Consider the following 24,084-nt stretch of genomic DNA (forward strand, 5'->3'; position numbering starts at 1 on the left):
ATAAGTGCTTAGCATTTGCGCCACAATCGGGAAAGTGCTAAGCCGAAGCCCTTGCGCGCAGGGAGGATGCGCCAGGATTTCGCCGCTGCCAGGCAAGGGAGAGAGTCGTGTCGGACGCAATTTCATTTCTCGCTCCCCGTGCCGATGTGATCGCTCGCCGCAAGCAGATCGTGGCCGATCTCGCCGATCTCCTGCCGCCCGAATGCCTCGTTCACGAGACGCGCGAACTGGTCCCTTTCGAGACCGATGCGTTTGTGTCCTACCGGCGTGTGCCGCTTGCGGTGGCCCTGCCGCGCAGCACGGCCGAAGTGATCGCGGTGATGAAGTACTGTCATCGCTATGGCGTGCCCGTCGTTCCGCGCGGTGCCGGTACCTCGCTTTCCGGCGGTGCGATCCCGCAGGAAGATGCGGTCGTCGTCTGCGTTTCGAAGATGAACCAGATCCTCGATATCGACCTGCCGAACCGCGCTGCCGTCGTACAGGCCGGTGTGACAAATCTGAATATTTCCGACGCGGTTGCCGGCGATGGCTTCTTCTATGCTCCCGACCCGAGTTCGCAGCTTGCCTGCACGATCGGCGGCAATATCGGCATGAATTCCGGCGGCGCGCACTGTCTGAAATACGGCGTGACCACCAACAATTTACTCGGCGTCAGGATGGTCCTGACCGACGGCACGGTCATCGATCTCGGTGGCAAACACCTGGATGCCGCGGGCTATGATCTGCTCGGCCTCGTTTGCGGCCATGAAGGCCAGCTTGGCATCGTCACCGAGGCGACGGTGCGGCTGATTGCAAAGCCGGAAGGTGCCCGCCCTGTCTTGTTCGGCTTCGAGACCTCCGAGGAGGCAGGCTCCTGTGTGTCCGATGTGATCGCGGCCGGCATCATCCCCGTCGCCATCGAGTTCATGGACAAGCCGGCGATCGAGATATGCGAGGCATTTGCCGGCGCGGGCTATCCCCTGGATGTCGGTGCGCTTCTCATCGTCGAGGTCGAGGGGTCCGAAGCGGAAATGGACGACATGCTGGCGAGCGTCGTCGAGATCGCGCGCAAGCATGGCGTGAAGACCGTGCGCGAGTGCCAATCGGCAACCGAGGCGGCGTTGATCTGGAAAGGTCGCAAGTCGGCTTTCGGCGCCACCGGACGCATCTCCGATTACATCTGCATGGATGGGACGGTGCCTTTGAGCCAGTTGTCCTTCGTGCTGAAGCGGACCTCCGAGATCGTCGACAGCTACGGGCTTCGCGTCGCCAACGTCTTTCATGCCGGCGATGGCAACATGCACCCCCTGATCCTCTTCAATGCCAACGATCCCGCGGATGCGGCTCGTGCCGAGGCCGCGGGGATGGATATCCTGAGGCTCTGTGTCGATGCCGGCGGCTGTCTCACCGGCGAGCACGGGGTCGGGATCGAGAAGCGCGATCTCATGCGTCATCAGTTTTCCGAGGCGGATCTGGCGCAGCAGATGGCGGCTCGTGCTGCGTTCGATCCGGGCTGGATACTCAATCCATCGAAGGTCTTCCCGCTTGAGGGACGTCCCGCCGCATGATCGATCTTTTTCCGACCAGCGAAGAGGATGCCGCCGCCATCGTGCGCGAGCATGCCGGGACCGGCCGCAGGCTCGCGATTTGCGGCGGCGACACCCGCGCCGGCTTTGGCAATGCGGTGGAAGCCGAAAGCCGACTGCGCTCCACGAACCTTGCGGGGATCGTCGCCTATAACCCCGGCGAGATGGTCATGACGGCGCGGGCGGGTACGCCGCTGGCCGAAATCGAGAACGCCCTTGCCGGCAACGGGCAGATGATGGCGTTTGAGCCGATGGACCACCGGCCGCTGATGGGCACGACGGGAGAGCCGACGATCGGCGGCGTCTTTGCCGCCAACGTATCAGGGCCGCGCCGTTTCGTGGCGGGCGCAGCGCGCGATAGCCTGCTCGGTGTGCGCTTCATCAATGGCAGGGGAGAAGCCATCAAGGCGGGCGGTCGCGTCATGAAGAACGTCACCGGCCTCGATCTCGTCAAGCTGATGGCAGGCTCCTACGGCACGCTTGGATTTCTGACCGAGGTCACGTTCCGTGTTCCGCCCCGGCCGAAAGACGAGGCGACCATTGCGGTCGAAGGCCTGAACGACGCCGAGGCCGCGCACGCGATGGCGGCAGCCATGGCCCTGCCGGTCGAGGTATCCGGTGCCGCACACCTGCCGATGACGGTGACCTGGAAGTTCCTCGACGGGACGCTTCCCGCGAGTGAGGCGACCGTTCTGCGCATCGAGGGACTGCCCGGCTCCGTCGAGGCAAGAGCAACGAAGCTCGCCGCCGCGATGACTGCCTTCGGTGCCGTCATGCGCTTCGGCAGGGACGAGAGCGTGCAGCTGTGGCGGGAAATCCGTGATGTTCTGCCCTATGCCGACGGCACGCCGCGCCCCGTATGGCGCGTGTCGACCGCGCCGGGCGTCGGGCACCAGCTTGTGGCCGCACTGCGGCTCGAGACCGGCGTCGATGCATTCTATGATTGGCAGGGTGGTCTGATCTGGATGCGAATGGAAGCCGATGCCGAGGCTGACTTGGTCCGCCGGTTTCTGAAGGCGCTCGGCGGCGGTCATGCCGCGCTCTTGCGGGCACCGGAAAGGATGCGCGCCGCAACGGCGGCATTTCAGCCGCAGCCGCAACCGGTGGAGCTCCTGTCCGCGCGCCTGAAGGAGAAGTTCGATCCCGCCGGTATCCTCAACCCGGGCAAGATGGCGGCGAGCTGAGCCATGCAGACCAATTTCACCCTCGCGCAACTGGAAGATCCGCATGTGGCGGAGTCCGAGCGCATCTTGCGCAAATGTGTGCATTGCGGCTTCTGCACGGCCACCTGTCCGACATATGTGACCCTTGGAAACGAGCTCGATAGCCCGAGAGGCCGGATCTATCTGATCAAGGACATGCTTGAGAACGATCGTCCTGCCGATGCCGAGGTCGTCACCCACATCGATCGCTGCCTGTCCTGCCTCGCCTGCACGACGACCTGTCCTTCCGGCGTCGACTACATGCATCTGATCGACCACGCGCGCGTCCATATCGAAAACACCTACAAGCGCCCCTTTCTCAATCGGCTGACGCGCAATCTTCTGGCCGCAGTCTTACCTTATCCGGCCCGGTTCCGGGCCGCCCTCAGGCTGGCCCGACTTGGCCGTCCCTTCGCCGGCCTTCTGCAAAAGAACCCTGCGCTCAAGCCCTTTGCCGCGATGCTGGCCCTTGCGCCGCGCTCGATACCGGCACCTTCCAGCTTCGCAACGCCGGGCGTGCATCAGGCGACTGGCGAGAAGCATGGCCGCGTCGCGATCCTGACCGGTTGCGCGCAGTCCGTGCTCGATCCTGCCATCAACGAAGCCACCATCAGGCTCCTCAATCGCCTCGGTATCGAGGTCGTCCTTCCCAAGGGAGAGGTCTGCTGCGGCTCGCTCGTTCATCACATGGGCCGCGAGCAACAGGCGCTCGATAGCGCCCGCGCGAATGTCGACGTCTGGATGCGTGAGGTGGAGACGGGCGGGCTCGATGCCATCGTGGTAACGGCGTCCGGCTGCGGCACCACGATCAAGGACTATGGCCACATGCTGCGGTTCGATCCTGCTTATGCGGAGAAAGCCGGCCGGGTTTCAGCGCTGGCGAAAGACATCACAGAATACCTTGCCACCCTCGATCTTCCCGCCGAAATGCCGAAGGGGCTGACGGTTGCCTATCACTCCGCCTGCTCGATGCAGCATGGCCAGAAAATCACGACGGCACCGAAGCTTTTGCTGAAGGCCGCGGGCTTCACGGTACGCGAGCCCGCGGAAGGGCATCTCTGTTGCGGGTCGGCCGGCACCTACAACATCCTGCAGTCCGATATTTCGGCCGCCCTGAAGGCGCGCAAGGTCAAGAATATCGAGGCGACCAAGCCAGACATTATCGCGACGGGTAATATCGGCTGCATGACGCAGATCGCGACCGCGACATCCATCCCTATCCTCCACACGGTCGAGCTTCTCGACTGGGCGCACGGCGGCGACGTACCTGAAAAATTAAGAGATATCGCGCAACGTTAGCGCGGCCGATCACCGGCCATTCAGGAGATGGAAATGCGTCGTACAATCCTTGCGCTGGCGGTTCTGCTCGGCGCTGCCCAGGTTGCTCATGCCGACAGCCGCTTTTTCTGTTCGGCCGACGACAAGGATGTGCGTTTCACCGTCGAGAGCGGTTTCGAGGCGGATGGCGGTCACAAGCTCAACCATTTCCGCGGAGCGATCATGCTGAAGAGCGCTGACGCGCCGCAGTCCCTGAAAAAGATCACGCTGGATTCCGACAGCCTGACCAATCGCTGGTCTCACGCCGGCGAGCTTCGCCTGGAAGTGCTTTACGATGGCGGAGAGAATGCGGGCGAGCAGACGATCAATCTGGTTGTCGCGGCAGCTGAGCGCGGCAAGGGCGCTGCCTTCTCGGGCACGTATGAGCTGACTGCGGTTGGTGCCACCAAGCCGCTTTCTGCAAGCGGCAAGGTCAGCTGCGGTTCGAAATAGGCGGCCGGCCGAAACCCGCCGCCTTCATCTTCTATCAGCCGCCGAAGAGCGTGCGCAGCACATCGATGCCTCGATCGTCGAAGCTGACTTCGCCCTGCTTGTCACCAGGGCCGACGACGATCACTTTCGTTCCAACGGGTGCGCGATCGTAGAGGTCCGTGACGTCCTGGTTCATCATCCGGATGCAGCCCGACGACATGTTGAGGCCGATGGACCAGGGCTGGTTCGTGCCATGAATGCGGAAGATCGTATCCTGGCCGCCCTTGTAGAGGTACATGGCGCGCGCGCCGAGCGGGTTGTCTTCGCCACCTTCCTGATAGGCAGGAATGATGTGGCCCTTGGCGGCTTCGCGGCGGCGCATCTCGGCCGGAGGCGTCCAGCCCGGCCATTCAGCCTTGCGGCCGATCTTCACCACGCCGGACCAGCCGAAGCCTTCGCGGCCGACACCGATGCCGTAGCGGGTCGCGCGGTTCTTGCCTTCAACGAGATAGAGAAACTTGTTGTTGGTATCGATGATGATCGTACCGGGAGCTTCGTCCGTCACCAGGCGAACGCGCTGGCGCTTGAACTGCGGCTTGACCGTCTTCGGCATCTGCGCCACGCGGACAACAGGAGCAGCCGACTGCAAAGGAACATTTGGCTGTGCGCTGGCTGTCGTGGACAGGAAAGAGAGCACAAGCCCGGCGGCCGCTAAAGCCGTCGTAATTTTCATCATACGTGATTCCCCTCAAAGCAAAAATCGGATCGAAGCTAGCCGAACTTCGATCCGATTCAAAGTGTTGCGTTTGCAAGCCTAGCAATTTGCGCCGAGAAAAGCGTCTATTCTTGCTTTAGCTGGCTGTATGTTTGGCCGTTACATGACGATGACACGCGTGCCGACATTTACGCGTGCGTAAAGGTCAGCGACGTCTTCGTTGCGCAGGCGGATGCAGCCGGAAGACACGGCGCTGCCGATCGTCCAGGGCGCATTCGTGCCGTGGATGCGGTAGAGCGTCGAGCCGAGATACATCGCGCGGGCGCCGAGCGGATTTTCCGGGCCGCCGTCCATCCGGGCCGGAAGATAGTGGCCTTTCGCGGCCTCTCGGCTGATCATTTCCGACGGCGGCGTCCAGTCCGGCCACTCGGATTTGCGGGTGATCTTGTGCGCGCCGGCCCACTCGAAGCCGGGCTTGCCGACGCCAACACCGTACCGCCGTGCCTTGCCGCCATCCATGACGAGATAAAGGAAACGGTTGTTGGTATCGATGACGATCGTTCCCGCTCTTTCCTTGGTCTCGTAGTTGACGATCTGCGGCAGATACTGCGGCTCGATCTGATGGCGGATGACTGGAACGCCGGGGTTGATCGCCGAAACCGGCTGGGTCAGCGCCGAGGGAACGCGGCGGGTGGCGCGGGGCGCAAAAAGGCCGCGCTGCTGGTAGACGACTGGGCGCTGGTAGACGACTGGGCGGACATTTCGCCCGCCGAGCTGCATGATCCACGGCGCGGCGAGATCGGGGCTCAGTACGACGGGTGGACGGGTGGCATAACGGTCGCCGCCGAGCGCGGACGTGGCGCAAACGCCAAGCAATGCTGCGGCGAGCAGAATGGATTTCATCATCGGACCAACTCTCTACAAAAAGCCGAAAAAGCGCTGGCGGCATGTCCGCCGTCGACCGCCATGCTGCCACCAGCCCGCAAGCGAAAGGTAAATTCGAACTCATTAAGAACCGCCGGGCCGGATAAACTTTTCGTCAGGGTTATCGTTCGGTTTGGAAACACGGTTTCTAAGTGGTAAAAGCCGGATTCGCAGTCGGAAAGCGAAGCGGAATCATGAGCGAAACAGGCATCATCATCGGTGAGGACGGCAAGGCTCGCTGCCACTGGCATGGCAACCTGCCCGATTATCTGCGCTACCACGACGAAGAGTGGGGTCGTCCTGTCACGAACGACATTCGCCTCTTCGAGAAGATTTGCCTCGAGGGGTTTCAGTCGGGGCTTTCCTGGCTGACCATCCTGCGCAAGCGGGAGAATTTCCGGGCTGCCTTCGCCGGCTTCGATTTCGAGAAGGTGGCGCGTTTCGACGATCAGGATATCGAGCGCTGCGTTTCCGATGCTGGGATCATCCGCCATCGCGGCAAGATCGTCTCGACGATCAACAATGCGAAGCGGGCGATCGAGCTTCGCGACGAGTTCGGTTCTCTCGCCGGTTATTTCTGGAGCTTCGAGCCCGGCCACAACGACCGGCCGAAAGTGGTTGATCGCGCGACGCTCGTGGCGAACCCGACCACGCCGACCTCCGTCCTGATATCCAAGAATTTAAAGAAGCGCGGCTGGACCTTTGTCGGCCCGACCACAGTTTACGCCTTCATGCAGGCTATGGGTCTCGTCAACGATCATCTGGAAGGCTGCTTCTGCCGCATCGAGGTAGAGGCGATGCGCGCCGTATTGGTAAGACCATGAGAAAAGCGCTGGCGACAGCTCTCGTCTATGCTCTGCTTGCGTTCTCGGCGCAGGCGCAGTCGCCTGAACTGCAGCCTGGCGAACGCCTGGAGAAACTGCAGTTTCCCGCTGCCACCATGGAGCTCAAGGGCTGGACCAAGTTCGGCAACGGTCGCGTCTACACGCTGCCGGTAAAGGCCGGCCAGCACGTCAAGGTAAGCTTTTCGACAAAGAGCAAGTTCGCGTTCCTGGCGATCTTCGACCTCGCGGCGCCCGATGACGAAGCGATCTTCGGCACGGATGAAGACGGCGAGACCTATAACGTGACGGTCAAGAACAACACGACCTGGCTGCTTCGGCCGTATTATTCCAAGGCATCGCCACGTCGCGGCCTTGGTGCGCCCTACAGCATTCTGGTCGAGCCGCAGACAGCACCGCCGCCCTCCGCAGCACCCGCAACCCCGGCCCCGGCGAATGACGGCAAGCCATCTCCGCTGTTTCCGGCGCGTCCGCAGCAATAGTCATTCAAGGCCGTCGATCAGCCCGCGCAATTCGCCGAGATGCGGAATCTTGCGAAACCGCGGCGCATCCTTCGGTTCGTCGACATGTTCGAGAACCCAGGTCAGCTCATGCGGCACGAACACGCCGTAGCTGCCGGCCGCGATCGCCGGCACGATATCGGACTTCAGCGAATTGCCGACCATCATCGCCCGTTCGGGGCCGCCGCCGATTTTCGAGAAAACGCGGCGGTAGGTAACCGCCGTCTTGTCGGAGACGATTTCCACTGCATGAAAGAAATCGCCGAGGCCCGATTGCGCGAGCTTGCGTTCCTGATCGAACAGGTCGCCCTTGGTGATCATCACAAGCAGGTAGTGTTCGGCAAGCGCTTCCAGCGTTTCGCGGACATGCGGCAGCGTCTCGACCGGATGCGAGAGCAAATCGCGGCCGGTATCCAGAATCCGGGCGATGATGTCACCCGGCACCTTGCCCTCGGTGATCTCGATCGCCGTCTCGATCATGGAAAGGGTGAAGCCCTTGATGCCGAAGCCATAGTGCCGAAGGTTTCGCTTCTCGGCTTCCAGTAGTCGCTCGGAAATCTTCGGGCCGTCGGCAAACTCCGCCAGGAGGTCGGTGAAGTGTGCTTCGGTCAGGCGATAATACTGCTCGTTCTGCCAGAGCGTATCGTCGGCATCGAAGCCGATGGTCGTCAGCGTGCGTGTTGTCATGGGCGCACCGTAAGGTCTCCGAAGAAGAGTTAATAGGGAGTGCGCCGAAAACAAGAGAAAGGCGTGGCTCTTCTGTCGCCGCAAGGTTGTCGAGGAGGCATCGAAAGATCGACCGGAACCGTTGAAACCGCGTGCGTCCGCCATACCTTTCCTGCGTCTCATTCCTCGATCTTGGCCATGGCGACCGTTCGTAATCGCATGGCCACAAATCACCACACGCTCGATCCGCGCCGACCTGTCGGCAGCCTCAAAGGAAAGTGCCAGAACATGCGCTACAACCAGCTTGGAAATACCGGCCTCTTCGTTTCGGAAATCTGCCTCGGCACCATGACCTTCGGCGCGCCGAACGACGGAATGTGGGGAGCGATCGCCGACGTCGATCAGAAAGCCGCCGACCGTATCGTCGAGCGGTCTCTGGCTGCCGGCGTCAACTTCATCGATACCGCGGACGTCTACTCGTTCGGCGAGTCCGAAAAGCTGCTCGGCCAGGCGCTGAAAAACCTCGACGTGCCGCGCAAGGACGTCGTCATCGCCACCAAGGTCTATGGCGTCATGGGAGACAAGCCGAACGATCGCGGTGCCTCGCGCGGCCATATCATGGACTCGGTCGAGGCCAGTCTGGAGCGCCTGCAGACCGATCACATCGACCTTTACCAGATCCACGCAACCGATACCGTCACCCCGATCGACGAAACCCTTCGCGCCCTCGACGATCTCGTGTCGCGCGGGCTGGTTCGCTACGTCGGCGTGTCGAACTGGCAGGCCTGGCGTATCGCCAAGGCTCTCGGCATTTCCGAGCGCCGCGGCTTTGCCCGCTTCGAAACCGTGCAGGCTTACTACTCGATCGCCGGCCGCGATCTCGAGCGCGATATCGTGCCGCTGATGCAGGAAGAGAAGCTCGGCCTGATGGTTTGGTCTCCGCTTGCCGGCGGGTTGCTGTCGGGGAAATACGGACCGGGAGCGCCGGGCAACGGCGAAGGCCGCCGCGCCAGTTTCGATTTCCCGCCGGTGGACAAGGATCGCGCCTGGGCCTGTGTCGCGGTCATGCGCGAGATCGCGAAGAAACACGATAGCAACGTTGCGACGGTCGCTCTCGCCTACATTCTCGCAAAGCCGTTCGTTACCACTGTCATCATTGGCGCAAAGCGCGTCGAACAGCTGGACCAGAATTTGGCCGCCGTTGGCCTGAAACTGGACGGGGACGATCTCGAGAAGCTCGATGCCGTCAGCGTGCTCGCACCCGAATATCCGGGATGGATGCTGGCCCGTCAGGGGGCGGGCCGCCGGCCGCAACCGTTCGAACCCAAGGCTTGATGGACGGACGCCGGCGCTCGGAAAGGGCGCCGGCGTTACGTTCTTACTTCGCGTGTTTCTTCAGCCAGGCCTGCATCTCAGCGATCTCGGCCTCCTGCGCCTTGATGACACCTTCGGCGAGCTTTCGAATTTCGGGATCTTTCCCGTATTTGAGTTCGACCTTGGCCATGTCGATCGCGCCCTGATGATGCGGGATCATGCCGCGCACGAAGTCGACATCCGCGTTTCCGCTGTAGTCGACCATCATGTCCTTGTGCATCTTGTCGTTGGCGGCGGCAAAGGCGTGGCTCGATGGGCTGTGGTCGCCCATCGGCTTGCTCATGTCCATCTTCATCTCTTCGGCGAGGAGGGGCGAAGCGGAAACCGCAAGAATTGCGGCAATAGCGAACATTTTCATAGACATGGGATATCCTTCCTGTGTCTGGAAATGGAATTCGGAATGCGGCCCGAAGCCGCAAATGCGGTCTAAGGTCGATTTGTCAGACAGTTCGGGGAGGCGGTGCCAGTGGCGCCGGTCGTGCGCCCGGAAGGGCGCGTGCTGTGGCCGGGGAGGGGTAGGAAAACATCTGCTTGCCGTCGGCGCCGACCGTCACTTCAGGCACCACGGCAAGACAGGCGGAGCAGAACGGCATGTGTGCCATGCCACCCGCCGGACACGGATCGCTCGCCGGCGTTTGCGGTTTCACCGTGTCGCCCATATCCATGCCGGCCATGTGGTGGTGTTGCGCAGCGCCCGTCATATCCGCACTCGCGGCCTGGCGCATGGATTCGCACATTGGGCATCCCGCAAACGCCGACATTCCGTAGGCGAGCCAGGCAAGCATCAATGTCACGGCGGCAAGGAAGCGCATGCAGCGAAGATAAGCAAACGCAGCGAGGCTGCCAAGATGGCAATCGGCATTATCGAAGCTTGGCGGCCTTGCGCAGCGCTTCGTTGATCCGGCCCTGCCAACCCTTGCCGGTTGCCTTGAAGGCGTCGATCACGTCAGGATCGAGCCGCAGCGAAATCTGCCGCTTCGGTTGCTCCACCGCCGGGCGACCGCGCGAACGCCTGATGCTCTCGGCAAGCTCCGGGAAGACCTCGGCAAAGGGCCGGGCCTTCTTGAGGTCCTCTTCGGTCCACTCGGGATTGTCGCTGACATCATCCCAGTCGTTTCTCGAATAGCCTCGCCCTTCCTTGAACTCGACCTGCAATTCAGTCTTCTTCGCTTTCATCGATCAACCTCCTTTCACTCTTGCGTGCCGGGCGCATGGAGACAATGGAAACCCCCTCCGAACCCAGTATCGCAAAGACTACGGCGATCGAGCCATCGGCAAAGCGGCCTATCGCCATCAATCGCCCGCGTTTGGCCGGCCGCAGAATGGCGTCGAGAAAGAACACCTCGTCGAGATCGGCGAAGTCGAGGCCATGCTTGTCGAGGTTGGCCAGCCGTTTCGGCTCATCCCAAACGATCTTCATCGATACGATATCGCAAAATAAAAGTGATACAATAAATCTTTGATTGCATCACGATATCTTGCAATTCAATAAGCTGCAATCACCTGGTGGATGACCTGATAATCCGGGCTTTCCTCGCCCGTAGGCACCACCGGCCAGGCCCAGCTCGCTTGCGCATCGGGCACCTTGGCCCCATGCATGAGATCGGCCTCCTCATGGGGCTTGCCGTTGCAGTCGATCACCGCGTAGGAGACGTCGGTGACGAGGCAGCTCTTGAACGGCATGCGCGCCAGGCCAGAGAGGTGCGCCGCGATCAGCTGCTCCGCCGTATCATCAGGCATCCGCTCGCGCTCGGCCTCGAACCGCCGCCCAACGCCGCGCCCGATCTGCGACAGGAGATTGGCCGAAACCACGAAATCGAGATAGGGCACGTTGCGCAGGAAGCCGAGCGGCTCCGGCGCTTTGCCGTCGGCAAGCTCGTCGTAGCCGGAGAGATCACGTTCGATCAGCCGGACATTGCGATAGATTTTCTTCCGCATCTTCAGCCGCACCGTCGCGATATGCACGAGATCGATCAGCACCACGGTATCGAAGGCGGCGGCCAGTTCGCGGATCGGCACGTCTCGCAGCAGCCCGGAGCCCAGCACCACGGCTGTCCGCCGCTGCTTGCAGGCCGCCATCGCCGAAAGGATCGCCTGCCTGGTGTTGGCTTCGTGGTCCGCCCATTGCCGGCTGCAGCGATTGGCGCGCGACCAGAGATTGACAGAATAACGGATGAATTTCCTGTGCGCCTTTTGCGTCATCGGGACGGTCGCGGCGTAAAGAAGCGCTTCAGCGATCATGGTATAGCTCCGTCATTCGATCCATTCTCCCTCGTTCACGCGATTCTGTCTCCCGGATCAAGGGCCTTCGCCCTTGCCGCATCCGGCCCTTTCCGCTAGGAAACCGCCACTGTCACACTGAGCGGAAGACGTTGGAAATGAACGACATCAAGAAGAAACCACAAAAGCTCAAGGCCAGACTTCCCCGCGGCTTCGTCGATCGTTCGGCGGCCGATATTCGCGCCGTCAATGAAATGACCGCGAAGATCCGTGAAGTCTATGAGCATTATGGTTTCGATCCTGTCGAAACGCCGCTCTTCGAATACACCGATGCGCTCGGCAAGTTTCTGCCCGATGCCGACCGGCCGAACGAAGGCGTCTTCTCGCTGCAGGATGACGACGAGCAGTGGATGTCGCTCCGCTACGACCTGACGGCGCCGCTCGCCCGCCATGTCGCCGAGAACTTCAACGAAATCCAGCTGCCTTACCGCACCTATCGTGCCGGCTATGTCTTCCGCAACGAGAAGCCCGGCCCCGGCCGCTTCCGCCAGTTCATGCAGTTCGACGCCGACACCGTTGGCGCGCCGGGCGTCCAGGCCGATGCCGAGATGTGCATGATGATGGCCGATACGATGGAGGCGCTCGGCATCAAGCGGGGTGATTATGTCATCCGTGTCAACAACCGCAAGGTTCTCGACGGCGTTCTAGAGGCCGCTGATATCCCAGAATTTAAGCGTGTTGAGACTTTGCGCTCACTCGACAAGTTCGACAAGTTCGGGTTTTCTGGTGTGAAGTCGCTACTGACCACCGGTAGAAAAGACGAGAGTGGAGATTTCACAAAGGGAGTTGGATTGTCTGAGCCGCAGGCCGACATTCTTCTGTCAGTTTTTGCTCCCGGCAATGCCTACAGGTGCAGCTTTGCCAAAGAAGACGGCACGATCGGCTATTTTGAGGGCAGTCCGGATAAAATCATAACCAATTGGGATGATGTCTTGCGCGGGCACAATCAAATTGGATTGGCGCAATTTTTTGGCGCACCGTCTCAGAACCCAAGCTTGATGGCTCTCTTAAATGCGAATGTGGCCTGTAAAGGCAGTCCAACTGGCGCACAAGGATTGGGTGAGCTACTGATTATGCTCAGGGTATTTCAGGACGCTGGCTACGGAGAGGACCGCATCAAGATCGACCCCTCAGTAGTCCGCGGCCTCGAATATTACACCGGCCCGGTCTACGAAGCCGAGCTTCTGTTCGATGTCACCAACGAAAAGGGCGAGAAGGTCGTCTTCGGTTCCGTCGGCGGTGGCGGTCGTTATGATGGCCTCGTTTCCCGCTTCATGGGCCAGCCCGTTCCGGCTACCGGCTTCTCCATCGGTGTGTCGCGTCTGATGACGGCGCTGAAGAACCTTGGCAAGCTCGGCCAGAGCGACGTCATCGAGCCCGTCCTCGTCACCGTCATGGATGGCGATGTCGAGGCCATGGGCCGCTATCAGCGCATCACCCAGGAATTGCGTGCATCCGGCATTCGCGCCGAAATGTACCAGGGCAACTGGAAGAAGTTTGGCAACCAGCTGAAATACGCCGACCGTCGCGGCTGCCCCGTCGCCATCATCCAGGGCGGCGATGAGCGCGCCGACGGCGTCGTGCAGATCAAGGACCTGATCGAGGGCAAGCGTCTCTCCGGTGAGATCGAGGACAACGCCTCGTGGCGTGAAGCCCGCGTCGCACAGGAAACCGTCAAGGAGGCCGATCTGGTCGCCAAGGTGCGGGAAATCCTGGCGGCGCAGGCGGAAGATCGCAAGCGAGCGTCCGATGCTTAATAAACCCCTCCCCAACCCCTCCCCACAGGGGGGAGGGGCTTTCAGCCGCACCGCCCTGCCCAATGCGCCATTTGGGGGCGCGGCCACGGTTCAGATTTTGCTCGACAGCCACTCCGACTTAGTCCCTCCCCCTTGTGGGGAGGGGTTGGGGAGGGGCCTTTATTGGGGAGCAGTACGATGCCCCTGATTAACCTCCCAGCCTTCTCCGAAGACCTTCTCGCCGAATTCGTCGCCCGCCGCACCGAGCGCGTCGACACGCCGATCATTCAGCCGGCGGAGCCGTTTCTGGACATTGCCGGCGAGGATCTCCGTCGCCGGATATTCATGACCGAGAACGAAACCGGCGCCAGCCTGTGCTTGCGGCCGGAGTTCACGATTCCGGTCTGCCTGCGCCACATCGAAAGCGCCACCGGCACCCCGAAACGCTATTCCTATCTCGGCGAAGTCTTCCGGCAGCGGCGCGAGGGCGGAAGCGAATTCTACCAGGCCGGTATCGAAGATCTCGGTGACATCAACATTTCTGCGGCCGACGCCCGCATCATCGGTGACGCGGTCGGCATCCTGTCCCGGCTTCTGCCCGGCCGGCAGCTCGCCGTGACGCTGGGCGATCAGGCCGTCTTCGAAGCGGTCGTGCAGGCTCTTGGTCTCCCGCTCGGCTGGCAGAAGCGATTGACCCACGCCTTCGGCAACATGGCGCAGCTCGAGGCTCTGCTCGCGCGCCTCGTCAGCCCACAATTTGTAACCGGTCTGGATGATCAGGTCGCGAGCCTCCTGAATTCTGGCGACGAAGACGCCCTGGTGAAACACATCGACGAGACCATGCAGGCAACGGGCTATTCGACCAATGCCAGCCGGTCGCCCGCGGAGATCGCGCGGCGCCTGAAGGAAAAGCTCATCCTCGCTGAAATCCGCCTCGACGACGCTGCCTTTGCTGTGCTGCAGGAGTTTCTGTCGCTGCAGGTGCCGCTAACCAACGCCTCAGCGGCCCTGGCCGGTTTCGCGGACGCTGCCGGTTTCAAGCTCGGCAACGCTCTGGCGCGCTTCGATGGCCGTGTCGCCGCATTGGCGAATGCCGGCGTCGATATCTCCATGGTCGAATATCGCGCCGCCTTCGGGCGTCCGCTCGACTATTACACCGGCCTCGTGTTCGAGATCGGCGTCGAGGGCTCCGACTCGGTTCTCGTCGGTGGCGGCCGGTTCGACAAACTGATGACGTTCCTTGGTGCCAAGGAGCGCATTCCCGCGGTTGGCTTCTCCTTGTGGCTCGACCGTATCGATGCGGCGAGGGCGGCCTGATGACGATTACCATCGCTTTGCCCTCCAAGGGTCGCATGAAGGAAGATGCTTCAGCCATCTTCGAACGAGCTGGAATGAAGATAACGGCGGTCGGCAACGACCGCTCCTATCGTGGCAGGGTCGAAGGCCTTGATGATGTCGAGGTCGCCTTTCTGTCGGCGTCAGAGATTTCCCGCGAGATCGGCAATGGCAGCGTCGATTTCGGTGTCACCGGCGAGGATCTGATCCGGGAAGGATTGGCCGAGGCTGACAAGCGCGTCGAAGTCTGCGCGCGGCTGGGATTTGGTCACGCCGATGTCGTGGTCGCTGTCCCGGAGATCTGGCTGGATGTCGATACCATGGCCGATCTCGGTGATGTCGCCGCCGATTTCCGCGCCCGCCACGGACGCCGCCTCGCGATCGCGACGAAGTACTGGCGGCTGACACAGCAGTTCTTTTCGAGCCAGCACGGCATCCAGCTCTATCGCATCGTCGAGAGCCTGGGCGCGACCGAGGGAGCACCGGCATCGGGCTCCGCCGACATCATCGTTGATATCACATCCACGGGATCGACGTTGCGCGCCAACCATCTGAAGGTCTTGAGCGATGGCGTCATCCTGCGCTCGGAAGCCTGCCTGGTGCGCGCCCGCAAGCAAAGCCACGCGGATGAGCCGGCTGTCGCACGCCTGATCGACGCGGTTCGCGGCGCTCTCTGACTTTTCCCTCGATGAAACGAGCACGAAAAAACCCGCCGTCTGGTGACGGCGGGCTCTGTCATGCTTGGGAGAATGTCTTGTCGCTTACGCGGTGACCGGCAGCGCGCCGCGGCGGGCGTCGACCGAGTAGAGGCCTGGGCCGAAGGTGGCGAGCAGGATGTAGGCACCGGCCAGCGTGAAGTTTTTCATCAGCATGATGCCGTTCAGCGCATTGATCCAGCCGAGAGCGGCATCCGGCCAGCCTTCGATTGCAACGGTGCCGGAATGGAAGACGGCGCCGGTGAAGATGCAGAATACGGCCAAAGCCCAGCCGACGATCTTCGTCTGGAAGCCGACGAGAACGGCAAGACCGGTGACGAGTTCGAACAGGCCGGCGAGATAGGCAAGTGCCGTGGCGGCAGGCATGCCGGCGCCGGTGATCATGCCGGCGGTGCCAGCCGGGTCGGTCAGCTTGCCGAAGCCCGAGTAGATGAAGATGAACGAGAGAAGGATGCGGGCGACGAGAATAACAATGTTCTGGGTATTCGACATGGAAGACGTCTCCGTTTGAATGTCTGTGAGGTTTCTGTGCCCCCGGCACTGTCTCAACCTCGGATGACGTCTTTTCTCCTTTTTCTGTGTTGAAGGAAAGATAAACGAACACAGACAGTTTGTTCAATAAAAGGAAACGATAACGCGTTCCGCCGCGTGGCTTGCCGCCATCGGCCGACCTCCCTATCTTCCGGCAACCGAAGACGGAGATCCAAGATGGCAGACCTCAGCGCATTCCCGGTCACAACGCGCTGGCCGGCACAGAATTCCGATATCATTCAGCTCTATTCCCTGCCCACACCGAACGGTGTGAAGGTCTCGATCGCGCTCGAGGAGCTTGGGCTCCCCTACGAACCGCATCTGATCTCCTTCTCCACGAACGATCAGAAGTCTCCGGAGTTCGTCTCCCTCAACCCCAACGGACGCATCCCCGCCATTATCGATCCCAACGGACCGGATGGAAAACCGATCGGCATCTTCGAGTCCGGGGCAATTCTTCTCTACTTGGCGGAAAAGACCGGCCATCTCATTCCCGCCGACGCTGTCGGTCGCTCCCAGACGATCCAGTGGCTGTTCTTCCAGATGGGGGGCATCGGGCCGATGTTCGGCCAGTTCGGCCATTTTCATAAGTTCGCCGCCGATAAGGTGACCAACAATTCCTATCCCGTCGAGCGATACCGTGATGAGAGCAAGCGGCTTCTCAGCGTCCTGGAAGGACGTCTGCAGGGACGCAAATGGATTATGGGAGACCTCTACACGATCGCCGACATAGCGACGTTTCCGTGGGTGCGCGGTGCCGATGTCTTCTACGGCGGTCGCGAGCTTTTGGAATACGCGAAATTCCCTGCCGTGATGGATTGGCTGGAGCGCTGCATTGCCAGACCGGCGAGTGAGAAGGGGCTTAACATCCCCGCGAGGCCAGCCTGATCGCAACTGCGGGGAGCCACCAGAGCGCTGGCTCCCCGCAGGGCTTACTGACGACGGGCAGTCACGCCGGAGGTGCTGCTCTTGAAGCGCGGAAAGATGAATACCCCGAGGATGCTGCCACCGACGCCGTCTTCGTAGCCGTTCGACTCTCCCATGCAGAAGAGCGGTTGCCGATGGCCGTTTGCGGCAATGATGGTCGTCGAAAAACAGAAGGACGACGAAGAGAGCGTGGAGGCCTGCTCGAAGATATCGAGGATGTGGGCGTGGTCCTTCCGGTCATAACAGCGCAGCAGGCTCAGCAGCCCGCATTCTACGCCGGTGAGGCCATGCAGCATGGCGCTGCGTTCCCTGAGGCGGATTGTGCCGCTTGAGAAATCCCCAGTCCAGGTTTCGGCGACAGAGAACTGCGCCAGCATTTCCGGATTATTGTCGTTGAGGTCGAGCGATCCCGGCATTAGCGGTGCCGAAATGTCGGTCTTGGCGATTTTAAACAAATTGTTCCCCATGTTGGCCACAGCGTTCCCCTGCTGCGGTCCCGGCAAACAGAACAGATTCATACTGCACCGAGCATCATGCTCGGGCGGCCGGAGAAAAGGGGTTGCGGACAAAACGGCGTTACGCCTGTCCACTTTCACCGGCGAATAAATACAACCTATAGTAATTGATTCACGGAGCTTTTTCGCTCCCGCTCATCGCCGTCTCCTTTCGGCCGGGATGGCCTGTAAACAGGCAAACTCGGCAGTAGCCACGGTGGCGATTGCTGGGCGAATTTATAGGGGCTTTTTTCGAAACGGCAATCGTCTTTTCACACGCCTGCGTTTTGGGAACCGCAACCCTGATTGAGCGAAAAACACCAAAATCCTGCACGGTTGCGGCTAAATAATCAGAAAATGATCGACCGGAAACGGTTTTAGGCGCGTTGAATGTGAAAATTGCTCACAAAGTGTGGCGAGCTACCATTTCAATCGAAATCAAAAAATCGGCAGCGCGGCAAGCTCCGCGAAAGGTCCAGCGCCGCCCGGGTTGCTGCTTAAACGTTTTACATCGCGCAAATAATTAGCGAGCAAACGAATCACATGAAAACGAAAAGGGCGACCCGAGGGCCGCCCTTCCGTAACTGAACCGGTTGGCTCAGATGTGCAGGCTTTCGCCTATCACATCATGTCCATGCCGCCACTTCAGCGCGCTTGACGCGCTGAAGCACTGAAAGTGTATGGGCGGCTTTCACGGACAGTGCTGCAATCAGACCTTATGGTCTGATCACATCATGTCCATACCGCCCATGCCGCCCATGCCGCCAGGCATGCCGCCAGGAGCGTCCTTCTTCGGAAGTTCGGCGATCATGGCTTCCGTGGTGATCAGCAGCGAAGCAACCGAAGCTGCGTTCTGCAGAGCCGTACGGACAACCTTGACCGGGTCGACGATGCCCATGGCGATCATGTCGCCATATTCAGACGTCTGGGCGTTGTAGCCGAAGTTGTCTTCGTTCTTGTCGAGGACCTTGCCGACAACGATCGAAGCTTCGTCACCAGCGTTCTCAGCGATCTGGCGAACCAGCGACTGGAGAGCCTTGCGTACGATGTTGACGCCAGCTTCCTGGTCGTCATTTTCACCCTTGGAGGTGATCTTCGTCGAAGAGCGGAGCAGAGCGATACCGCCGCCTGGGACGATACCTTCCTGAACGGCAGCGCGCGTCGCGTTCAGAGCGTCGTCGATGCGGTCCTTCTTTTCCTTGACTTCGATTTCCGTGGAGCCGCCAACGCGGATGACGGCAACGCCGCCAGCGAGCTTGGCAAGGCGTTCCTGCAGCTTTTCGCGGTCATAATCGGAAGAGGTTTCTTCGATCTGAGCCTTGATCTGTGCAACGCGGCCTTCGATGTCGGACTTGGCGCCAGCGCCGTCGACGATCGTGGTGTTTTCCTTGGAGATCGAAACCTTCTTCGTACGACCGAGCATGTCGAGCGTAACGGATTCGAGCTTGATGCCGAGGTCTTCGGAGATGACAGTGCCGCCCGTCAGGATGGCGATGTCTTCCAGCATGGCCTTGCGGCGGTCGCCGAAGCCAGGAGCCTTGACGGCAGCGATCTTCAGGCCACCACGCAGTTTGTTGACGACGAGCGTAGCAAGAGCTTCGCCTTCGACGTCTTCAGCGATGATGAGGAGCGGCTTGCCGGTCTGAACGACGGCTTCGAGAACCGGAAGCATCGCCTGCAGGTTCGAGAGCTTCTTCTCGTGGAGGAGAATGTAAGCGTCTTCGAGGTCTGCAACCATCTTTTCCGGGTTGGTCACGAAGTACGGGCTGAGGTAGCCGCGGTCGAACTGCATGCCTTCGACGACTTCGAGTTCGGTTTCGGCGGTCTTGGCTTCTTCGACGGTGATGACACCTTCGTTGCCGACCTTCTGCATGGCTTCAGCGATATCAGCGCCGACCTGCTTGTCGCCGTTTGCGGAGATCGTGCCGACCTGGGCAACTTCCGCCGAGGTGGAGATCTTCTTAGCCTTGGCCTGCAGGTCCTTGACGACTTCTGCAACAGCGAGGTCGATACCGCGCTTCAGGTCCATCGGGTTCATGCCGGCAGCAACTGCCTTGGCGCCTTCGCGAACGATAGCGCGGGCGAGAACCGTTGCCGTCGTCGTGCCGTCGCCGGCGATGTCGTTGGTCTTCGAAGCAACTTCGCGGACCATCTGGGCGCCCATGTTTTCGAACTTGTCTTCGAGTTCGATTTCCTTGGCGACCGAAACACCGTCCTTGGTGATGCGCGGAGCGCCGAAGGACTTGTCGATAACGACGTTGCGGCCCTTCGGACCGAGCGTGACCTGCACTGCGTCAGCGAGGATGTCGACGCCGCGCAGCATCTTTTCGCGCGCAGAGCGGCCGAACTTTACTTCTTTAGCTGCCATTTTGATAACTCCTGAAAAGGGGTGTCAGCGATATTCTGGTCGGGATGACCGGCTGATTAGCCGATGATGCCCATGATGTCGGCTTCCTTCATGATCAGAAGGTCTTCGCCGTTGATCTTGACTTCGGTGCCAGACCACTTGCCGAACAGAACGCGATCGCCGGCCTTGACGTCGAGAGCGACGACCTTGCCGGACTCGTCACGAGCGCCGGAACCGACGGCGACGATTTCGCCTTCCTGCGGCTTTTCCTTGGCGGTGTCGGGAATGATGATGCCGCCCTTGGTCTTTTCTTCGGACTCAACGCGGCGAACAACGACGCGATCGTGAAGGGGGCGGAAGTTGGTGCTTGCCATTGTCTAATCCCTCGATCAAATGACATCAGCGAGCCGAGATAGCTCGCGCGGATGGATGTTAGCACTCGTGCTTGATGAGTGCTAGCGGCGTGCATTTAGGAGTGGCCCGGCGGGGAGTCAAGAACGACCGCTATTTTTCTTCGCCGCGCTCGGCATAGCCTTAACAGCATATCCTTGTCGGAAGTGAGACAGCCGCGCGTCCTGCGAATTTTTCACGCGACCGACGCTGCCGGCTGAAACCCTGAGCCGACGAAATGACTGAATCCGATTGGGCCCCTGGGATGAAAGGCTTTTCCTGGAGAGTGTCCGAGGATTGCCGCGCCCTTTGCCCGGTGCTATCGAACGTCGGCAGTGGGGACGGGGCAGATATCGGTGAACAAGGCGATTGCGGCAGACGAGATCGTGGCGGCGCCGCCTCTTGGCGAGGCCGCTCGCGTTTGGGCGCGTATCGGCTGCCTGAGCTTCGGAGGTCCGGCCGGCCAGATTGCGCTCATGCACAAGGTGGTCGTCGAGGAAAAGAGCTGGATATCCGAGGAGCGGTTTGTGCACGCCTTGAGCTATTGCATGCTGCTGCCCGGCCCGGAGGCGCAGCAGTTGGCAACCTATATCGGCTGGCTCATGCATGGCATTCGCGGTGGCCTGCTTGCCGGTCTTCTTTTCATACTTCCCGGTTTCGCCATCATTCTCGTCCTGTCCGGACTGTATGCCGAGTTTCATGAGACCGGATGGCTGACAGCGGTTTTCTTTGGTCTGAAGGCGGCCGTCCTTGCGGTCGTGATCGAGGCATTGCTGAGGCTGGGTGGCCGGGCGCTCAAGAACCGCTTTCATTATATGGTAGCGACCGCATCGTTCCTCGGACTCTTCTTGCTCAACCTTCCATTTCCGCTGGTCGTCGTGCTGGCAGGTGCAGCAGGCTTCGCTCTCGCCCGTTATCGCGAGAGACGTGCGGCGAAGCCTAGAGCCGAACGCCAGCCACTCGCCCGTTGGACCACGAAGTCGGTTGCGCGCCCTCTGCTGCTGCTGGTCGGCTGGATCCTGATCTGGCAATCGCCGCTCCTGATCGTGCGTGCGCTTGATGCCCCGACGGACCTGTTGGCCGAAGCGTTGAGCGGCGAGGCCAACGTGTTCGGCGCCGTCTTCATCTTCTTTTCCAAGATGGCCACCATCACCTTCGGAGGCGCTTACGCCGTCCTTACCTATGTGGCGCAGATCGCCGTCGGCCACTATGCCTGGCTGAAGCCCGGCGAGATGCTCGATGGCCTGGCGCTGGCGGAAACAACGCCGGGGCCGCTTGTCCTCGTCCTCTGTTTCGTCGGCTTCCTGGCTGGCTACCGCAATCCCGTTGCGATGGTGCCGCTGGCCGGCGGTGTCTTCGGCGCCTTCCTCGCCGCCTGGGCGACCTTCGTTCCAAGCTTCGTGTGGATCTTTGCCGGCGCGCCCTTCATCGAGAGACTGCGCAGCAATGTGATGCTGTCGGCCGCCTTGTCGGCAATCACGGCGGCCATCGTCGGCGTCATTCTCAATCTCGCCGTCTGGTTCGGCCTGCACGTCCTTTTCGCGGACGTGGGACGCATTGCAATTGTCTCGACCGGCGTCGGGCTGCCGCTGATAAGTCTTGCATGGCCCGACTGGCGCAGCATCGATTTCGGGGCCGTCGCGCTTTTCGTCGGCGCAGCGATCGCGCTCTTCCGGTTCAAGGTGAGCGTGGTCAAGATCCTCGGACTATCGGCCTTGGCCGGTCTGGCGATCAAGCTCTGCGAAGCATTCCTTTGATTTCCCAGCCGCGCATTTTGGGTCGATAGCCCGGAAAATGCCTTGCCTTCCCGCCATGCCTTTGCGATGTCACGCCTGACTGAACGAGGATTGGAAAATCGGAATGGCCAAGCGGATCGAAACCTTTGCAGAAATCGCCAGTCAGTATGACGCTGTTTTCTGCGATGTCTGGGGCGTTCTCCATAATGGCGTCGATCCCTTTCCGAAGGCTGGCGCCGCGCTTGCCGCAGCGCGTGAACGCGGCCTCACTGTTGTCCTCATCACCAATTCACCGCGTATCGCCCCCCAGGTCGTGGCACAGCTGCGCCAGATTGGTGTGCCTGACGAGGCCTACGATCGGATCGTCACCTCGGGCGACGTGACGCGCGGCCTGATCGCGCAAGGTCCGAAGAAGGTCTTTCTTCTTGGCCCCGAGCGTGACGTTGCCCTCATCGAGGGCCTCGGTGTCCAGCGCGTCGATGCCAAGGAGGCGACATCGGTCGTCTGCTCCGGCTTCTTCGACGACGAAACGGAGACGCCGGAAGACTACACGGATATGCTCAGGGAATTTCAGGCGCGCAACGTGCCGATGATCTGCGCCAATCCCGACCTCGTCGTCGAGCGCGGCCACAAGATCATCCCCTGCGCGGGCGCCATGGCGGCCTACTATAATCAGCTCGGCGGCGAGACGCGCATCGCCGGCAAGCCGCATAGCCCGATCTATGACGCCGTTTTGTCGGTGGCGCGTGAGGTTCGCGGTGATGTCCCGCTCGACCGTATCTTGGCGATCGGCGACGGAATGCCGACAGATGTGCGCGGCGCGCTCGATTATGGTCTCGATCTGCTCTATATCAGCGGCGGCATTCACGCTAAGGAATACACACTCAACGGCGAGACGGACGAGGCCATTTTGACGGCCTATCTGGAACGTGAGCGTGCTACCCCGCAGTGGTGGATGCCGCGTCTCGCATAAGCGTACCGCCCGAGAAAAGTCCTGCCCGATGACCGTTTTCCACCGCAATGAAACCCGTGAACCCCTGCCTGCCCACCTGAGGGGCGGAGTTGTCGCTGTCGGCAACTTCGATGGCGTCCATCGCGGCCACCAGTCGGTTCTCGAACGTGCGCTGGATATCGCCGAACGCCGTGGCATTCCGGCTCTCGTGCTGACCTTCGAGCCGCATCCGCGCGCCGTCTTCAAGCCCGATGCGCCTGTCTTCCGGATCACGCCGGCGCCGCTGCGTGCCCGTATCCTGGAGGCTCTCGGCTTCAAGGCGGTTGTCGAATATCCATTCGACCGCGCCTTCGCGCAAAGGACGCCCGACGACTTCGTCCACACGGTTCTGAAGGACTGGCTGGGCGCCTCCGAGGTCGTCACCGGCTTCGATTTTCATTTCGGCCATAATCGCGAGGGCGGCCCGGCCTTCCTGATGGACGCCGGCCAGAAATACGGCTTCGGCGTGACGCTGGTCGATGCGTTCCGCGACGAGAATGCCGATGTGGTCTCCTCGAGCAACATTCGCGAACTGCTGAAAGGCGGCGATATCAGTGCCGCAGCCGGGATGCTCGGCTATCACTACACGGTCGAAGCCGAAGTCATCGGCGGCGAGAAGCTTGGCCGGCAGCTCGGATTTCCGACGGCGAACATGCGACTGCCGCCCGAAGCCGCTCTGAAGGCCGGCATCTACGCCGTCAAATTCCGGCTGGAGGACGGCACGGTTCATGATGGTGTCGCAAGCTACGGTCGCCGCCCGACGGTCACCGACAACGGAGCGCCATTGCTCGAGACCTACGTCTTCGATTTCAGCGGCGATCTCTATGGGCAAATCTGTTCCGTCTCGTTCTTCGGCTATCTGCGGCCCGAACTGAAGTTCGATGGCCTCGATCCGCTCGTCGAGCAGATGAACCGCGACAAGGAAGAAGCCCGCGCGCTCCTTGCCGGCATTCAGCCGCTCAGCGAACTCGATCGCAAAATCTGCTTCGCCTGACGTTTCAGGCGCCTTCGAAAATTGTGGCTCTTTCGGGGCAGGCGCGCTTGCCGTGCGCGCTCGCGGGGAT

26 protein-coding genes are annotated in these 24,084 nt (G+C 61.0%); 14 read left to right on the forward strand and 12 right to left on the reverse strand.

Annotated features, from left to right (window positions below):
- The first annotated feature begins 107 nt into the window (after window positions 1-107).
- From ASE04_RS25155 to ASE04_RS25170, 4 genes are read left to right on the forward strand one after another with little or no spacing between them, the layout of a single operon-like run.
- Complete coding sequence (locus tag ASE04_RS25155) at window positions 108-1,547, forward strand: FAD-linked oxidase C-terminal domain-containing protein (RefSeq protein ID WP_056824477.1); 1,440 nt, start codon at window positions 108-110, stop codon at window positions 1,545-1,547.
- Window positions 1,544-2,749, forward strand: coding sequence for an FAD-binding protein (locus ASE04_RS25160; protein ID WP_056824480.1), 1,206 nt, complete (start codon window positions 1,544-1,546; stop codon window positions 2,747-2,749). The genes ASE04_RS25155 and ASE04_RS25160 overlap by 4 nt, the downstream gene beginning before the upstream one ends.
- 3 nt (window positions 2,750-2,752) lie before the next feature.
- A complete protein-coding gene (gene glcF, locus ASE04_RS25165) occupies window positions 2,753-4,066 on the forward strand; it encodes a glycolate oxidase subunit GlcF (protein WP_056824483.1) in 1,314 nt (437 codons plus the stop codon).
- 33 nt (window positions 4,067-4,099) lie between these two features.
- A complete protein-coding gene (locus tag ASE04_RS25170) occupies window positions 4,100-4,537 on the forward strand; it encodes a hypothetical protein (RefSeq protein WP_056824485.1) in 438 nt (145 codons plus the stop codon).
- Between the two features lie 34 nt (window positions 4,538-4,571).
- Here the strand turns inward: ASE04_RS25170 and ASE04_RS25175 are convergent, their stop codons facing one another.
- Both ASE04_RS25175 and ASE04_RS25180 read right to left on the reverse strand, forming a co-directional pair.
- Window positions 4,572-5,252, reverse strand: a complete 681-nt coding sequence (locus tag ASE04_RS25175; protein ID WP_056824488.1) for a L,D-transpeptidase — start codon at window positions 5,250-5,252, stop codon at window positions 4,572-4,574.
- 138 nt (window positions 5,253-5,390) lie between these two features.
- Window positions 5,391-6,137: a L,D-transpeptidase gene (locus ASE04_RS25180; RefSeq protein ID WP_056824492.1), complete on the reverse strand. Its 747-nt coding sequence runs from the start codon at window positions 6,135-6,137 to the stop codon at window positions 5,391-5,393.
- Window positions 6,138-6,349: 212 nt separating this feature from the next.
- Here ASE04_RS25180 and ASE04_RS25185 point away from each other — a divergent pair, with 212 nt between their 5' ends.
- Together ASE04_RS25185 and ASE04_RS25190 are read left to right on the forward strand one after the other, a co-directional pair.
- The gene (locus ASE04_RS25185; RefSeq protein ID WP_056824494.1) at window positions 6,350-6,979 is read left to right on the forward strand and encodes a DNA-3-methyladenine glycosylase I; all 630 of its coding nucleotides are present in this window, start codon (window positions 6,350-6,352) and stop codon (window positions 6,977-6,979) included.
- Window positions 6,976-7,479, forward strand: coding sequence for a hypothetical protein (locus tag ASE04_RS25190; RefSeq protein ID WP_056824497.1), 504 nt, complete (start codon window positions 6,976-6,978; stop codon window positions 7,477-7,479). The genes ASE04_RS25185 and ASE04_RS25190 overlap by 4 nt, the downstream gene beginning before the upstream one ends.
- Here the strand turns inward: ASE04_RS25190 and ASE04_RS25195 are convergent, their stop codons facing one another.
- Window positions 7,480-8,184, reverse strand: a complete 705-nt coding sequence (locus tag ASE04_RS25195; protein WP_056824500.1) for an HAD family hydrolase — start codon at window positions 8,182-8,184, stop codon at window positions 7,480-7,482.
- A 267-nt stretch (window positions 8,185-8,451) separates the two neighbouring features.
- Here ASE04_RS25195 and ASE04_RS25200 point away from each other — a divergent pair, with 267 nt between their 5' ends.
- Complete coding sequence (locus ASE04_RS25200) at window positions 8,452-9,498, forward strand: aldo/keto reductase (protein ID WP_056825728.1); 1,047 nt, start codon at window positions 8,452-8,454, stop codon at window positions 9,496-9,498.
- A 43-nt stretch (window positions 9,499-9,541) separates the two neighbouring features.
- Here ASE04_RS25200 and copM read toward each other — a convergent pair whose 3' ends face one another.
- From copM to ASE04_RS25225, 5 genes are all read right to left on the reverse strand, one after another.
- The gene (gene copM / locus ASE04_RS25205; RefSeq protein ID WP_056824503.1) at window positions 9,542-9,901 is read right to left on the reverse strand and encodes a CopM family metallochaperone; all 360 of its coding nucleotides are present in this window, start codon (window positions 9,899-9,901) and stop codon (window positions 9,542-9,544) included.
- 76 nt (window positions 9,902-9,977) lie between these two features.
- On the reverse strand, window positions 9,978-10,274 hold the full coding sequence (locus tag ASE04_RS25210; protein WP_338012502.1) for a hypothetical protein: 297 nt from the start codon (window positions 10,272-10,274) through the stop codon (window positions 9,978-9,980).
- Between the two features lie 124 nt (window positions 10,275-10,398).
- On the reverse strand, window positions 10,399-10,713 hold the full coding sequence (locus tag ASE04_RS25215) for a BrnA antitoxin family protein (RefSeq protein WP_056824509.1): 315 nt from the start codon (window positions 10,711-10,713) through the stop codon (window positions 10,399-10,401).
- A complete protein-coding gene (locus tag ASE04_RS25220; RefSeq protein WP_056824511.1) occupies window positions 10,694-10,957 on the reverse strand; it encodes a BrnT family toxin in 264 nt (87 codons plus the stop codon). The genes ASE04_RS25215 and ASE04_RS25220 overlap by 20 nt, the downstream gene beginning before the upstream one ends.
- Window positions 10,958-11,022: 65 nt before the next feature.
- The gene (locus tag ASE04_RS25225) at window positions 11,023-11,778 is read right to left on the reverse strand and encodes a hypothetical protein (protein ID WP_056824514.1); all 756 of its coding nucleotides are present in this window, start codon (window positions 11,776-11,778) and stop codon (window positions 11,023-11,025) included.
- A 137-nt stretch (window positions 11,779-11,915) separates the two neighbouring features.
- On the opposite strand from ASE04_RS25225, the gene ASE04_RS25230 reads away from it, so the two are divergent.
- The 3 genes from ASE04_RS25230 (at window position 11,916) to hisG (ending at window position 15,565) form a co-directional block, all read left to right on the forward strand.
- Complete coding sequence (locus ASE04_RS25230; protein ID WP_056824518.1) at window positions 11,916-13,574, forward strand: histidine--tRNA ligase; 1,659 nt, start codon at window positions 11,916-11,918, stop codon at window positions 13,572-13,574.
- Between the two features lie 177 nt (window positions 13,575-13,751).
- Window positions 13,752-14,870, forward strand: a complete 1,119-nt coding sequence (locus tag ASE04_RS25235; RefSeq protein ID WP_056824521.1) for an ATP phosphoribosyltransferase regulatory subunit — start codon at window positions 13,752-13,754, stop codon at window positions 14,868-14,870.
- Window positions 14,870-15,565, forward strand: a complete 696-nt coding sequence (gene hisG, locus ASE04_RS25240; protein ID WP_056824524.1) for an ATP phosphoribosyltransferase — start codon at window positions 14,870-14,872, stop codon at window positions 15,563-15,565. The genes ASE04_RS25235 and hisG overlap by 1 nt, the downstream gene beginning before the upstream one ends.
- A gap of 84 nt (window positions 15,566-15,649) precedes the next feature.
- Here hisG and ASE04_RS25245 read toward each other — a convergent pair whose 3' ends face one another.
- Window positions 15,650-16,096: a DoxX family protein gene (locus ASE04_RS25245; protein ID WP_056824527.1), complete on the reverse strand. Its 447-nt coding sequence runs from the start codon at window positions 16,094-16,096 to the stop codon at window positions 15,650-15,652.
- Between the two features lie 216 nt (window positions 16,097-16,312).
- Between ASE04_RS25245 and ASE04_RS25250 the strand changes: the two genes are divergently transcribed.
- Window positions 16,313-17,023, forward strand: a complete 711-nt coding sequence (locus ASE04_RS25250) for a glutathione binding-like protein (protein ID WP_056824530.1) — start codon at window positions 16,313-16,315, stop codon at window positions 17,021-17,023.
- 44 nt (window positions 17,024-17,067) lie between these two features.
- On the opposite strand, the gene ASE04_RS25255 is transcribed toward ASE04_RS25250, so the two are convergent.
- From ASE04_RS25255 to groES, 3 genes are all read right to left on the reverse strand, one after another.
- Window positions 17,068-17,517, reverse strand: a complete 450-nt coding sequence (locus ASE04_RS25255) for a hypothetical protein (protein ID WP_082597509.1) — start codon at window positions 17,515-17,517, stop codon at window positions 17,068-17,070.
- 766 nt (window positions 17,518-18,283) lie between these two features.
- Window positions 18,284-19,924 carry a chaperonin GroEL gene (gene groL, locus ASE04_RS25260; RefSeq protein WP_056824535.1) on the reverse strand — a complete coding sequence of 547 codons (1,641 nt, stop codon included), beginning with the start codon at window positions 19,922-19,924 and terminating at the stop codon, window positions 18,284-18,286.
- Between the two features lie 56 nt (window positions 19,925-19,980).
- Entirely contained in the window at window positions 19,981-20,277 is a 297-nt protein-coding gene (gene groES / locus ASE04_RS25265) for a co-chaperone GroES (RefSeq protein WP_004675403.1), read from the reverse strand.
- Between the two features lie 372 nt (window positions 20,278-20,649).
- On the opposite strand from groES, the gene chrA reads away from it, so the two are divergent.
- The 3 genes from chrA to ASE04_RS25280 all read left to right on the forward strand — a co-directional run bounded on the left by chrA (window position 20,650) and on the right by ASE04_RS25280 (window position 24,014).
- Entirely contained in the window at window positions 20,650-22,050 is a 1,401-nt protein-coding gene (chrA, locus tag ASE04_RS25270; RefSeq protein WP_056824539.1) for a chromate efflux transporter, read from the forward strand.
- 103 nt (window positions 22,051-22,153) lie between these two features.
- Window positions 22,154-23,002: a TIGR01459 family HAD-type hydrolase gene (locus ASE04_RS25275; RefSeq protein WP_056824541.1), complete on the forward strand. Its 849-nt coding sequence runs from the start codon at window positions 22,154-22,156 to the stop codon at window positions 23,000-23,002.
- Window positions 23,003-23,030: 28 nt separating this feature from the next.
- Window positions 23,031-24,014 (forward strand): bifunctional riboflavin kinase/FAD synthetase, encoded by a 984-nt coding sequence (locus ASE04_RS25280; RefSeq protein WP_056824544.1) that lies wholly within the window; start codon window positions 23,031-23,033, stop codon window positions 24,012-24,014.
- Window positions 24,015-24,084: the final 70 nt, after the last annotated feature.

Source organism: Rhizobium sp. Root708 (assembly GCF_001429725.1).
Classification (GTDB): domain Bacteria; phylum Pseudomonadota; class Alphaproteobacteria; order Rhizobiales; family Rhizobiaceae; genus Rhizobium.